This is a genomic window from Thermus albus (assembly GCF_022760855.1).
GTDB lineage: Bacteria > Deinococcota > Deinococci > Deinococcales > Thermaceae > Thermus > Thermus albus.
In genome coordinates this window covers 20,157-32,307 of sequence record NZ_JAKTNR010000006.1, presented here as the reverse complement: position 1 = coordinate 32,307, position 12,151 = coordinate 20,157, and the positions used below count along the sequence as shown (strand labels likewise).

Below are 12,151 nucleotides of genomic sequence, written 5' to 3'. Positions count from 1 at the left end.
CTGAAAAATAGTGGTAACCGCTTCGGCCCTTTGGGACAAGCTTGCACCCCTTCTAGACTACCTTCCAGCGGGGGAACGGGAAAAGGTGCGGGAGGCCTACGTCTTCGCCGAGGAGGCCCACCGGGGCCAGCTGCGAAAGAGCGGGGAGCCCTACATCACCCACCCGGTGGCGGTGGCGGAGATCCTGGCCTCCTTGCGCATGGACGCGGACACCGTGGCCGCAGGCCTCCTCCACGACACCCTGGAGGACTCTGGGGTGGCCCCCGAGGAGCTGGAAAGGCGCTTTGGCCCCGGGGTGCGCAAGCTGGTGGAGGGGGAGACCAAGGTCAGCAAGCTCTACAAGCTGGCCAACCTCGAGGGGGAGGAAAAACGGGCCGAGGACCTCCGCCAGATGTTCATCGCCATGGCGGAGGACGTGCGCATCATCATCGTGAAGCTGGCGGACCGCCTCCACAACCTCCGCACCCTGGAGCACATGCCCCCCGAGAAGGAAAGGCGCATCGCCCAGGAAACCCTGGAGATCTACGCTCCCCTGGCCCACCGCCTGGGGATGGGGCAGCTGAAATGGGAGCTGGAGGACCTCTCCTTCCGCTACCTCCACCCCGAGGCCTACCACGCCCTTCTCTCCCGCATCCAGGAAACCCAGGAGGCCCGGGAGCGCATCGTCCAGAAGGCCATGGCCGCCCTGGAGGAAACCTTGCGCAAGGACGAGCTCCTCCAGGCCCAGCTGCAAGGCTTTGAGGTCACGGGCCGGCCCAAGCACCTCTACTCCATCTGGAAGAAGATGGAGCGGGAGGGGAAGGCCCTGGAGCAGATCTACGACCTCCTGGCGGTGCGGGTGATCCTGGACCCCAAGCCCGCCCCCACGGAGGAGGGTAGGGCGTTAAGGGAAAAGCAGGTCTGCTACCACGTCCTGGGCCTGGTCCACGCCCTTTGGCAACCCATCCCGGGACGGGTTAAGGACTACATCGCCGTGCCCAAGCCCAACGGCTACCAGTCCCTCCACACCACGGTCATCGCCCTGGAGGGGCTCCCCTTGGAGGTGCAGATCCGCACCCAAAAGATGCACCGCGTGGCCGAGTATGGGATCGCGGCTCATTGGCTCTACAAGGAAGGCCTCACCGACCCCGAGGAGCTAAAGAGGCGGGTTTCCTGGCTGAAAAGCATCCAGGAGTGGCAGCAGGAGTTCGGCAGCTCCCGGGAGTTCGTGGAGGCGGTAACCCGGGACCTCCTGGGGGGCAGGGTCTTCGTCTTCACCCCCAAGGGGCGGATCATCAACCTGCCCAAGGGGGCCACCCCCGTGGACTTCGCCTACCACATCCACACCGAGGTGGGCCACCACATGGTGGGGGCCAAGGTGAACGGGCGGATCGTTCCCCTCTCCTACGAGCTACAAAACGGGGAGATCGTGGAGATCCTCACCAGCAAAAGCGCCCACCCCTCCAAGGACTGGCTGGAGTTCGCCAAGACCCGTAGCGCCAAGAGCAAGATCCGCCAATACTTCCGCACCCAGGAGCGCCAGGAAACCTTGGAGCGGGGACAGAACCTCTTGGAGCGCTACCTGAAGCGCCGAGGCCTCCCCAAGCCCAGCGACAGCCAGCTGGAGGAGGCCGCCAAAAAGCTGGGCATCGCCCCTTCCCCCGAGGAGCTTTACCTGGCCTTGGCCCTGAACCGCATCACCCCCAAACAGGTGGCGGAGAAGCTTTACCCCAAGGCCCTCCTGAAACCGGAAAAACCCAAGGCCATCCCCAAGAACGAATGGGGGATCCGCCTGGAGCAGGACCTCCAGGCCCCCATCCGCCTGGCCTCCTGCTGCGAGCCCATGAAGGGGGACGCCATCCTGGGCTTCGTCACCCGGGGCCGGGGGGTCACCGTCCACCGGACGGACTGCCCCAACCTGCGCCGCATCCTCCAGGGACCGGAGGCCGACCGGGTCATCGGGGCCTACTGGGAGGGGGTGGGGGGCAAGGTGGCCACCCTCGAGGTCCTGGCCCAGGACCGCACCGGCCTCCTGAGGGACGTGATGCAGGTGGTGGCCGAAGCCGGCAAAAGCGCCCTGGGCTCGGAGACGCGGATTCTCGGCCCCATGGCCCGCATCCGCCTCCGCCTCATCGTGCAGGATGGGGAACGGGAAGCCCTGGCCCAGGCCCTAAGGGGCGTGAGAAGCGTGCAGGAGGTGCGCTGGGTCTAGAGGAGCCGCACCCAAACCTCCCGCATCCTGGGCCCGTCAAACTCCGCCAGGAACACCTGTTGCCAGCGGCCAAGCTTCAGCCTTCCCCCTTCGGCGAAAAGGAGGAGGTGCACCCCGGTGAGGAGGCTTTTCAGGTGGGCGTGGGAGTTCCCCTCCACATGCCGGTCCTTGGGGTGGACCCTGGGGGCAAGCTCCTCGAGGCGGGCCAAGAGGTCGTGGGCCACATCGGGGTCCGCTCCCTCCTGCACGGTAAGGGCGCAGGTGGTGTGGGGAACGAAGAGGTAGACCAGGCCGGTATGCCCGGCCAAAACCTCCTCCACCTGGCGGGTGATGTTCACCAGGCCCTCCTTGGGTGTGGGAATCCGGATGGCCTTCATCCTTTCAGCATACGGGGCCAGGAAAGCAAGGCCCTTAAGCAACAACTTAAGATATGAGGCCCCCTTCCGCCCTAGCGGCCCCCCAGCCCAGGCACCCCGGATTGGGGCTTGGAGAAGGACTTTACCGGGCAGCGCTAGGCCATCCGGGTGGCGCGCAGGGTAAAGCTCCTTTCCAGGGTAAAGGGGCGGTCCAGGTCGCCCAACTCCCCTTCGGCCCAGGCCCAAAGCCTGGGCATGACGCGGGCATGAACCTCCTCGGGAACGGTCTGGGTAAACGAATAGAGCCTTTCCGAAAGGGCCTCGAGGGCATGGCGGAAGGTACGCTCCTCCTGCCAGCGGACCACCTCCCGGACCTTGGGCCTGAGACCTAGACGCTTAAGGGCCGCCTCCACCTCTCCTAGCCTTTTCTTGTGGAGCCCCCGCACCACCTCCAGGCCCTCCTCCGCCACCAAGCTGGTCCATTTTTCCTGGATCCGGCGCTCTTCCTCAGCCTCCATCTCGTCCCAGCCCTCCAGGAGCACCCCCCCCGGCTTCAGCACCCTCAGGGCCTCCGCCAGGGCCTTGGGCCAGTCGGGGAGGAGGTGCCAGAGGTGGACCACGATCACCCCGTGCACGCTCTCATCGGGCAGGGGAATGGCCCGGGCATCCGCCTCGAGGAGGCGCACCTTGCGCATCACCCCGGCGGCCTTCTGGCGGAAGACCTCCAGCATGGCCGGGTCCTTGTCCAGGGCGATGTAGGGGTAACCCCGGGCGATGAGGGGCAGGGCGATGCGCCCCGTACCCACCCCAAGCTCCAGGAGCACCGCCTCCTCCCCCCGCACCCCTAGGGCATTCCCCATGGCGGTGGCGATGCGGCCCGCCACCTCCGGCGGATAGGCCCTTAGGCGGTCGTAGGCGTAAGCCGCACGGATGGAAGCCTTGGGCATCCTTCCCTTCATTTTACGGGTATACTCCCCAGCGTGAAAGGACTCATTCTGGCTGCCGGACGGGGTACGAGGCTTCGTCCCCTCACCCACACGAGGCCCAAGCCGGTGATCCGGGTGGCGGGAAGGCCCATCCTCCACTACGGCCTGGAGAACCTGCTCCAGGCGGGCATTGAGGAGATCGGGGTGGTGGTCTCCCCGGAAACGGAAAAGGACATCCGGGAAGCCCTTTCGGGCTACCGGGTGCGGTACATCCTGCAGGAGGAACCCCAGGGCCTGGCCCATGCGGTGGCCGTGGCCCGGGACTTCCTGGGCCAAAGCCCCTTCGTCCTTTACCTGGGGGATAACCTCTTCCAAAAGGGGATCGCCCGCTTCCTCCAGGCCTTCGCCCCAGGGGTGAGCGCGGTGATCGCCCTGGTACGGGTGGAAAACCCCAGCCAGTTCGGGGTGGCGGTTTTGGAAGGGGAAAGGATCGTGCGCCTTCTGGAAAAGCCCAAGGAGCCTCCCTCGGACCTGGCGGTGGCCGGGGTGTATGTTTTCACCCCGGAGGTCCTGGAGGTCATCGGGGAGCTAAAACCTTCAGCCCGAGGGGAGTACGAGATCACCGACGCCATCCAGGGCCTCATAGACCGGGGGAAAAGGGTGGTGGGGGTGGAGGTGGAGGGCTGGTGGAAGGACACGGGCCGCCCCCAGGACCTCCTGGACGCCAACCGCCTCCTTCTGGAGGAGCTGGAGGCCCGCATAGAGGGCGAGGTGGCGGAAAGCCAAATCACGGGGCGGGTGGTGGTGGAAAAAGGGGCTAAGGTCTTGCGGAGCACGGTGATCGGCCCGGCCTTCATCGGAGAGGGGGCGGTGGTGGAGGAGGCCTACATCGGGCCCTTCACCTCCTTAGGACCGGGGGTTAGGGTGGTGCGCTCGGAGGTGGAGTACTCCATCCTCGAGGACCACGCCCTTCTGGAGAACGTCGCCTTGCGCCTCCAGGAAAGCATCCTGGGCGTGGGGGCTGGGGTGAGAAGCCGCAACGGCCTCCCCCGGGCCCACCGGCTGATCCTGGGGGATCTTTCCCAAGTGGAGCTGGCCTGATGCCCTGGCTTTTGGACCTCCTCCAGGAAGAGTACCAAAGCGGCCAGGCCCTGGCCCGGCGCCTAGGGGTGAGCCGCCAGGCGGTTTCCAAGGAGGCGAGAAGGCTTCTTGCCGAGGGGTTTCCCGTGGAGGTGCGCCGCCAGGGCTACCGCATCCGGCCCGGCACCCCCCTGCCCCATCTCTTCCATCCCCTGGGGCGGCTGGGCCGGCCCTACCGCTATCTGGGCCGGGTGGGAAGCACCCAGGACGTCCTAAGGGCCTGGGCGGAGGAGGGCGTGGCGGAGGGGGCCCTGGTCCTGGCCGAGGTCCAGGAAAGGGGCCGGGGAAGGCGGGGAAGGCCCTGGGAAAGCCGCCCAGGGGAAAGCCTTACCTTTTCCCTGCTCCTGCGCCCGGCCCTGCCCCTTTCCACCCTGGGGCTTCTCCCCCTTGTGGCCGGCTTGGCCCTTTGGCGGGCGGTGGGGGTGGGGGGGCTTAAGTGGCCCAACGACCTCCTCGCCCCCGATGGCAGGAAGCTGGCCGGGGTGCTCCTGGAGGCCAAGGCGGAGGGAGAAGAGGTGGCCTACGTCCTCCTGGGCGTGGGGGTGAACGTGGAATGGGCCCCCGAGGGCGCCGCCGCTTTGCGGGAGTTCTCCCCCGCCTCCCGACGGGAAGTGCTCTCCGGCTTTCTCCTCCACCTGGAAAGCCTCCTCCCCCTTCTGGAGAACCCGGAGGCCCTTCTAGCCCTTTACCGGCAGGCCTCCTACACCCTGGGCCAGAGGGTGCAGGTCCAGACCGCAAGGGGCCTGGTGGAAGGCGTAGCGGAAGCGGTGCTCCCCGATGGGAGCCTCCTGGTGGGAGGGGTAAAGGTGGGGGCCGGGGATGTGGCCCTCCTGGGCTTTCCTACTTGAGTATCCTAGGCTTAGATTTTCCTAAATGGTTGTGCTAGGATAGGGTCAGGTATGTTCGCCCGCATCTTCACCAAGGAGGAGGCCGACGCCCTGCTTCCTGAAATCCGGCGGATCCTGGCCCAGATGCGCGAGAACCGCAAGGAGCTCCAGGAAGCCCAGGCCCGGCTTCCCGAGGCCCGGGGGCTAGAGCGCAGGAACCTGGAGGAGGAGGTGCGCTTCCTCCTGGGCTCCTTGGAAGCGGACGCCCGCTATCTGGCCTCCTTGGGCGTCTTCCTCAAGGACCTGGACCGGGGCCTGGTGGACTTCCCCGCCCGGATTGGGGGCGAGGTGGTGTTCCTCTGCTGGCAGGAGGGCGAGCCCGAGGTGGCCCACTACCACCCCTTGGCCGGGGGTTTTGCCCAGCGCAGGCCCCTACAGGAGGCCTCCTTGCCCCCTACCCCCTCCCACCCCGGCGAAACTCGGCCAGGCGCCTAAGGTCTTCCTGGACCAGCTCGTCCCGGCCCGCCAGGGACTCCAGGTGGTGCCTGAGCTCGTGGAGAAGGGTTTCCCAGACCTCCCCTTCCCAGTCAAACCCCGGCCCCGCCACCTTTTGGAAGGAACCGTAGTAGAGGGCGATATGCCGCCCAAGCCCTTCAAAACCGCGGAAGGCCGAGGGAGGGCCGGGGTCCAGGTACTCCCCAAGCCGCCAGACTCCCCTTAGCCCGGGCTCCGGCTTGGCCTGGGGCAGGACATGCACCCCCTGAAGCTCCCGCTTGAAGGCCTCGGGGATCTCCGCCCAGAGCCTTTCCACCAAGTCCACAAAGGCCTCGTAGGTCATGGCCGGTGGTAGGGATGCCCCGCCCTCAGGGTAAGGATCCGGTAAAGCTGTTCCATGAGGACCAGAAGGGCCAGCTCGTGCTGCAGGGTAAGCGGGGAAAGGGAAAGGAGGAGGTCGGCCTTCTCCCGCACCCCCTCAGGGTACCCCTCGGCACCCCCCACCAAAAAGGCCACCCGCTCCCCCTCAAAGCGCCTCAGTTCCTGCAAAAGCCCCTCCGTGGTGAAAAGCCTCCCCCTCTCGTCCAGAACCACCCTGCGGTGGCCCTCCGCCTTGGGCAGGAGGTCCTTGGCCTCCTTGACGAACTGGACCTCGAGGGGAGCATACTTTCGGATGCGGTGCGCATACTCTTCCACCCCCAGCCGGGCGTAGGCCAGCCGGGGTTTACCCACCGCCACCACCCTCAGGCGCACGCCCTTATCCTAAGACCGGGGTATACTCAAGGCGAAGGGCAAGTGGGACCTAACCCACCCCGAAAAAGGAGCCTTAGGCCCTTACCCAGGGCAGGCTCTAAGGGCGCCAAAAGCGCTTGGATAAGGAGGGTTTATGGTAAAGGACACCCACCGGTTTCAACCCTTTACGCCCGAGCCCATAAGGCTCATGGGGGAAAAGGGGGAGTGGCTGGGGGATTTCCCCTTGGACTTGGACGAGGAGAAGCTACGCCGCCTCTACCGGGACATGCTGGCGGCCCGGATGTTGGATGAGCGCTACACCATCCTCATCCGCACCGGCAAAACCAGCTTCATCGCCCCCTCCGCCGGGCACGAGGCGGCCCAGGTGGCCATCGCCCACGCCATCCGGAAGGGCTTGGACTGGGTCTTCCCCTACTACCGAGACCACGGCCTGGCCTTGGCCCTAGGGCTTCCCCTGAAGGAACTCTTCGGCCAGATGCTGGCCACCCGGGCTGACCCCAACAAGGGCCGCCAGATGCCGGAACATCCGGGCTCCAAGGCCCTCAACTACTTCACCGTGGCCAGCCCCATCGCCTCCCACGTGCCCCCCGCCGCCGGAGCGGCCATCAGCATGAAGCTCCTAGGCACGGGCCAGGTGGCGGTCTGCACCTTTGGGGACGGGGCCACCAGCGAGGGGGACTGGTATGCGGGCATCAACTTCGCCGCCGTACAGGGGGCCCCTGCCGTTTTCATCGCCGAGAACAACTTTTACGCCATCAGCGTGGACTATAGCCGCCAGACCCATAGCCCCACCCTCGCCGACAAGGCCCATGCCTTTGGCATCCCCGGGTATCTGGTGGATGGCATGGACGTTCTGGCCGCCTACTACGTGGTCAAGGAGGCGGTGGAGCGGGCCCGCATGGGGGAGGGCCCCAGTCTGGTGGAGCTCAGGGTCTACCGCTACGGCCCCCACTCCTCCGCGGACGACGACAGCCGCTACCGCCCCCGGGAGGAGGTGGAGGCCTGGCGGAAGCGGGACCCCATCCTGCGCTTCCAGCGCTTCCTGGAGGAGCGGGGCCTTTGGAACCTGGAGTGGGAAGAGGAACTCCAAGAGGCCATCCGCGCCGAGCAGGAAAAGGCCCTAAAGGAAGCGGAGGAGGCGGGACCAGTACCGCCGGAATGGATGTTTGAGGACGTCCTCTCGGAAAAGCCCTGGCACCTAAAGCGCCAGGAAGCCCTTCTCAGGGAAGAGCTCTAAGGAGGTCCCCATGGCCCTCATGACCATGGTGCAGGCCCTGAACCGGGCCCTGGATGAGGAGATGGCCTTGGACCCCAAGGTGGTGGTCCTGGGGGAGGATGTGGGCAAAAGGGGCGGGGTCTTCCTGGTAACAGAAGGCCTCCTAAAGAAGTACGGCCCCGACCGGGTCATGGATACCCCCCTTTCCGAGGCCGCCATCGTGGGGGCGGCCCTGGGCATGGCCGCCCACGGTTTAAGGCCGGTGGCGGAGATCCAGTTCGCCGACTACATCTTCCCCGGCTTTGACCAGCTGGTAAGCCAGGTGGCCAAGCTCCGCTACCGCTCTGGCGGGCAGTTCACCGCGCCCTTGGTGGTGCGGATGCCCTCCGGGGGCGGGGTAAAAGGCGGGCACCACCACTCGCAAAGCCCCGAGGCCCACTTCGTGCACACCGCTGGGCTCAAGGTGGTGGCGGTTTCCACCCCCTACGACGCCAAGGGCCTTTTAAAGGCGGCCATCCGCGACGAGGACCCTGTGGTCTTCCTGGAGCCCAAGAGGCTTTACCGCTCGCTGAAGGAGGAGGTGCCGGAGGAGGACTACACCTTGCCCATTGGCAAGGCCGCCATCAGGCGGGAGGGGAAGGACCTCACCCTCATCGGCTACGGCACGGTCATGCCCGAGGTGCTCCAGGCGGCGGAGGAGCTGGAGAAGGCGGGGGTTTCCGCCGAGGTTTTGGACCTCCGCACCCTCATGCCCTGGGACTACGAGGCGGTGATGAGCTCCGTGGCCAAGACGGGAAGGGTGGTGCTGGTATCCGATGCCCCCCGGCACGCCAGCTTCTTAAGCGAGGTGGCGGCCACCATCGCCGAGGACATCCTGGACATGCTCCTGGCCCCTCCCATCCGGGTGGCGGGCTTTGACACCCCCTACCCCTACGCCCAGGACAAGCTGTACCTGCCCACCGTTACCCGCATCCTCAAGGCCGCCAAGCGGGCGTTAGACTACTGATATGCCCAAGGAACTCATTTTCCTGGTGGAGGAAGCGGAGGAGGGGGGCTATGTAGCCCGGGCCTTGGGGGAAGCCATCTTTACACAAGGAGAAACCTGGGAAGATCTCAGGGAAATGGTCCGGGATGCCGTGCGCTGTCATTTTTCCCAGGAGGAGGCCCCGAAGGTTATTCGCTTGCACTTCGTACGGGAGGAGGTTTTAGCTCCGTGAAGCTCCCCCGGGACCTCGATGGGGAAGAACTGGTGAAGCGGCTGTCCCACCTGGGGTACCGGGTGGTGCGGCAGACCGGGAGCCATGCCCGCCTCACCTGGAATGAAGGGGCCTATGAACACCACCTCACCATTCCCCTGCACCGCCCCCTGAAGGTGGGCATTCTGGCGGGCATACTTAAAGAAGTTTCGCAAGCGCATAACCTACCCCGGGAAGAGCTTCTGAAACTCTTGGACCTGTAAGGAGGCCTATGCCCAAGGAAATCCTCATGCCCGAACTGGCGGAAAGCGTGGTGGAAGGCGAGATCCTCAAGTGGCTGGTGGAGGAGGGGGAATACCTCAAGAAGGACCAGCCCTTCGTGGAGGTGATGACCGACAAGGTCACGGTGGAGCTGCCCTCCCCTTACGAGGGGGTGCTTCTGAAAAAGCTGGCCAAGGAGGGGGAGGTGGTCAAGGTGCACGCTCCCCTGGCCCTCCTGGCCGAGCCCGGGGAAACGGTGGCCGGGGTAAAGGAACCGGAAGCTCCGCCGGTGCAAGCGGTGGAAGAGCGCTCCATCGTGGAGCCCGGGCTCCCCCCCAAGGAGGAAAAGGAGGACCTCTCCCTCTTCAAGCCGGACACCACCCAGGTGGCGGTGAAGAACCCCTTCCTCGAGGCCCAAAGGGAAGCCCCCAAGGAGGGGCCAGGCCCAGGCCGCATCCTGGCGGTGCCCGCCGCCAGAAGGCTGGCCCGGGAGCTGGGGATTCCCCTCGAGGCCATCCCGGGCTCGGGCCCCATGGGCCGCATCCGGGTGGAGGACGTGCGGGCCTATGCGGAAAGGCTTAAGGCCCAGGCCGCACCCCCGCCGGAAGCCCCCAGGGAGGCCCCAGCACCCCTTCCCTCAGGCTTCCCTCCCCCGCCCCGTTACACCCCCCCCAAGGGCTATGAGGGGCTGGAGGAGCGCGTTCCCTTAAGGGGCATCCGCCGCACCATCGCCCAGGGGCTTTGGCAAAGCCACCTCTACACGGTGCGCACCCTGAACGTGGACGAGGCCGACCTCACAGAGCTGGTGGCCCTTAGGGAACGGCTGAAGCCCGAGGCCGAGCGCCAGGGGGTGAAGCTCACCTACCTCCCCTTCATCTTCAAGGCGGTGGTGCGGGCCTTGAAGAAGTACCCCATGCTGAACACCAGCCTGGACGAGGAAAGGCAGGAGATCGTCTACAAGCGCTACTACCACCTGGGCCTGGCGGTGGCCACGGAAAGGGGGCTTGTGGTGCCCGTGGTGCGGGATGTGGACCGCAAGAATATCCTGGAACTTGCCCAGGAGATCGCCGAGCTTTCCGCCAGGGCCCGGGAGGGGAAGCTCACCCCCGAGGAGGTGAGCGGCTCCACCTTCACCGTCACCAACATCGGCTCCGTGGGGGCCCTCATGAGCTTTCCCATCATCAACGTTCCCGAGGCCGCCATCCTGGGGGTCCACTCCATCCGGAAGCGGCCTTGGGTGATGCCGGACGGCTCCATCCAGGCCCGGGACATCATGTACCTCTCCCTTTCCTTTGACCACCGCCTGGTGGACGGGGCCGAGGCCGCCTCCTTTACCCGGGAGGTGATCCGGCTATTGGAAAACCCCGACCTTCTCCTTCTGGAAATGTAGGATGGACGCCATGAAGACCTACGACCTCATCGTGATCGGCACCGGGCCCGGGGGCTACCACGCCGCCATCCGGGGGGCGCAGCTGGGGCTTAAGGTTCTGGCGGTGGAAGCCGCCGAGGTGGGGGGGGTGTGCCTCAACGTGGGGTGCATCCCCACCAAGGCCCTCCTCCACGCGGCGGAAACCCTCCACCACCTGAAGGCGGCCGAGGGCTTTGGCCTGAAGGCTAAGCCCGAGCTGGACTTCAAAAAGCTTGGCACCTGGCGGGATGGGGTGGTGAGGAAGCTCACCGGGGGGGTGGCCGGGCTTCTAAAGGGCAACAAGGTGGAGCTTTTGCGGGGCTTCGCCCGCTTTAAGGGCCCCAAGGAGATCGAGGTAAACGGGGAAACCTACGGGGCCAAAAGCCTCATCGTGGCCACGGGAAGCGAGCCCATGCCCCTAAAGGGTTTCCCCTTCGGGGAGGACGTTTGGGACTCCACCCGGGCCCTAAAGGTGGAAGAGGGAATCCCCAAGCGCCTCTTGGTGATCGGGGGCGGGGCGGTGGGGTTGGAACTGGGCCAGATCTACCGCCGCCTGGGTTCGGAGGTAACCCTCATTGAGTACATGCCCGAGATCCTCCCGGCAGGGGACCGGGAAACCGCCGCCCTCCTGCGCAAGGCCCTGGAGAAGGAAGGGATTAGGGTGCGCACGGGCACCAAGGCGCTGGGCTACGAGAAGAAGGGGGATGGCCTCCATGTTCTCTTGGAGCCCGCCCAAGGGGGAAAGCAAGAGGAGATCGTGGTGGACAAGGTCCTGGTGGCGGTGGGCCGGAAGCCCCGCACCGAGGGCCTAGGCCTGGAGAAGGCCGGGGTGAAGGTGGACGAGCGGGGCTTCATCCAGGTGAACGCCCGCATGGAGACCTCCGCCCCAGGGGTGTACGCCATCGGGGACGTGGCCAGGCCTCCCCTCTTGGCCCACAAGGCCATGAAAGAGGGCCTGGTGGCCGCAGAAAACGCCGCCGGGAAAAACGCCCTCTTTGACTGCCAGGTGCCCAGCGTGGTCTACACCGGCCCCGAGTGGGCCGGGGTGGGGCTTACGGAGGAGGAGGCGGGGAAGGCGGGGTACAAGGTGAAGGTGGGGAGGTTTCCCCTTTCCGCCAGCGGCCGGGCCCTCACCCTGGGAAGCGCAGAGGGCCTCATCAAGGTGGTGGGGGATGCGGAAACGGACCTCCTCCTAGGGGTCTTCATGGTGGGGCCCCAGGCGGGGGAGCTCATCGCCGAGGCCACCTTGGCCCTGGAGATGGGGGCCACGGTCACCGACCTGGCCCTCACGGTCCACCCCCACCCCACCCTTTCCGAAAGCCTCATGGAGGCGGCGGAGGCCTTGCACAAGCAGGCCATCCACATCCTCAACCGGTAAGGGC

The 12,151-nt window shown here is 66.1% G+C and carries 14 protein-coding genes; 10 read left to right on the top strand and 4 right to left on the bottom strand.

Features of this window, described 5'->3' with window-relative positions:
• Positions 1-10: 10 nt before the first annotated feature.
• Positions 11-2,191: a RelA/SpoT family protein gene (locus tag L0D18_RS07495; protein WP_243028262.1), complete on the top strand. Its 2,181-nt coding sequence runs from the start codon at positions 11-13 to the stop codon at positions 2,189-2,191.
• On the opposite strand, the gene L0D18_RS07490 is transcribed toward L0D18_RS07495, so the two are convergent.
• Positions 2,188-2,568 carry a secondary thiamine-phosphate synthase enzyme YjbQ gene (locus L0D18_RS07490; protein ID WP_243028261.1) on the bottom strand — a complete coding sequence of 127 codons (381 nt, stop codon included), beginning with the start codon at positions 2,566-2,568 and terminating at the stop codon, positions 2,188-2,190. The genes L0D18_RS07495 and L0D18_RS07490 overlap by 4 nt on opposite strands.
• 134 nt (positions 2,569-2,702) lie before the next feature.
• The gene (locus L0D18_RS07485; protein ID WP_243028260.1) at positions 2,703-3,494 is read right to left on the bottom strand and encodes a class I SAM-dependent methyltransferase; all 792 of its coding nucleotides are present in this window, start codon (positions 3,492-3,494) and stop codon (positions 2,703-2,705) included.
• A 33-nt stretch (positions 3,495-3,527) separates the two neighbouring features.
• Here L0D18_RS07485 and L0D18_RS07480 point away from each other — a divergent pair, with 33 nt between their 5' ends.
• Genes L0D18_RS07480 through L0D18_RS07470 form a run of 3 tightly spaced genes read left to right on the top strand, consistent with a single transcriptional unit; the run spans position 3,528 to position 5,935 of the window.
• Complete coding sequence (locus tag L0D18_RS07480; protein ID WP_243028259.1) at positions 3,528-4,574, top strand: glucose-1-phosphate thymidylyltransferase; 1,047 nt, start codon at positions 3,528-3,530, stop codon at positions 4,572-4,574.
• Positions 4,574-5,461 carry a biotin--[acetyl-CoA-carboxylase] ligase gene (locus tag L0D18_RS07475; protein WP_243028258.1) on the top strand — a complete coding sequence of 296 codons (888 nt, stop codon included), beginning with the start codon at positions 4,574-4,576 and terminating at the stop codon, positions 5,459-5,461. Before L0D18_RS07480 ends, L0D18_RS07475 begins: the two co-directional genes overlap by 1 nt.
• A 51-nt stretch (positions 5,462-5,512) precedes the next feature.
• Positions 5,513-5,935: a DUF2203 domain-containing protein gene (locus L0D18_RS07470; RefSeq protein WP_243028257.1), complete on the top strand. Its 423-nt coding sequence runs from the start codon at positions 5,513-5,515 to the stop codon at positions 5,933-5,935.
• On the opposite strand, the gene L0D18_RS07465 is transcribed toward L0D18_RS07470, so the two are convergent.
• On the bottom strand, positions 5,895-6,278 hold the full coding sequence (locus L0D18_RS07465) for a metallopeptidase family protein (RefSeq protein ID WP_243028256.1): 384 nt from the start codon (positions 6,276-6,278) through the stop codon (positions 5,895-5,897). The two genes, L0D18_RS07470 and L0D18_RS07465, sit on opposite strands and share 41 nt — an antisense overlap.
• Positions 6,275-6,688 carry a 23S rRNA (pseudouridine(1915)-N(3))-methyltransferase RlmH gene (locus L0D18_RS07460; RefSeq protein WP_243028255.1) on the bottom strand — a complete coding sequence of 138 codons (414 nt, stop codon included), beginning with the start codon at positions 6,686-6,688 and terminating at the stop codon, positions 6,275-6,277. The genes L0D18_RS07465 and L0D18_RS07460 overlap by 4 nt, the downstream gene beginning before the upstream one ends.
• A 133-nt stretch (positions 6,689-6,821) precedes the next feature.
• Between L0D18_RS07460 and L0D18_RS07455 the strand changes: the two genes are divergently transcribed.
• From L0D18_RS07455 to lpdA, 6 genes are read left to right on the top strand one after another with little or no spacing between them, the layout of a single operon-like run.
• The gene (locus L0D18_RS07455) at positions 6,822-7,925 is read left to right on the top strand and encodes a thiamine pyrophosphate-dependent dehydrogenase E1 component subunit alpha (RefSeq protein ID WP_243028254.1); all 1,104 of its coding nucleotides are present in this window, start codon (positions 6,822-6,824) and stop codon (positions 7,923-7,925) included.
• A 10-nt stretch (positions 7,926-7,935) separates the two neighbouring features.
• Positions 7,936-8,910, top strand: a complete 975-nt coding sequence (locus L0D18_RS07450; protein WP_243028253.1) for an alpha-ketoacid dehydrogenase subunit beta — start codon at positions 7,936-7,938, stop codon at positions 8,908-8,910.
• A gap of 1 nt (position 8,911) precedes the next feature.
• Positions 8,912-9,121 (top strand): type II toxin-antitoxin system HicB family antitoxin, encoded by a 210-nt coding sequence (locus L0D18_RS07445; RefSeq protein ID WP_243028252.1) that lies wholly within the window; start codon positions 8,912-8,914, stop codon positions 9,119-9,121.
• Positions 9,118-9,363, top strand: coding sequence for a type II toxin-antitoxin system HicA family toxin (locus L0D18_RS07440; protein WP_243028251.1), 246 nt, complete (start codon positions 9,118-9,120; stop codon positions 9,361-9,363). Before L0D18_RS07445 ends, L0D18_RS07440 begins: the two co-directional genes overlap by 4 nt.
• Positions 9,364-9,371: 8 nt before the next feature.
• On the top strand, positions 9,372-10,751 hold the full coding sequence (locus L0D18_RS07435; protein ID WP_243028250.1) for a dihydrolipoamide acetyltransferase family protein: 1,380 nt from the start codon (positions 9,372-9,374) through the stop codon (positions 10,749-10,751).
• A 10-nt stretch (positions 10,752-10,761) separates the two neighbouring features.
• Positions 10,762-12,147 (top strand): dihydrolipoyl dehydrogenase, encoded by a 1,386-nt coding sequence (gene lpdA / locus L0D18_RS07430; protein ID WP_243028249.1) that lies wholly within the window; start codon positions 10,762-10,764, stop codon positions 12,145-12,147.
• Positions 12,148-12,151: the final 4 nt, after the last annotated feature.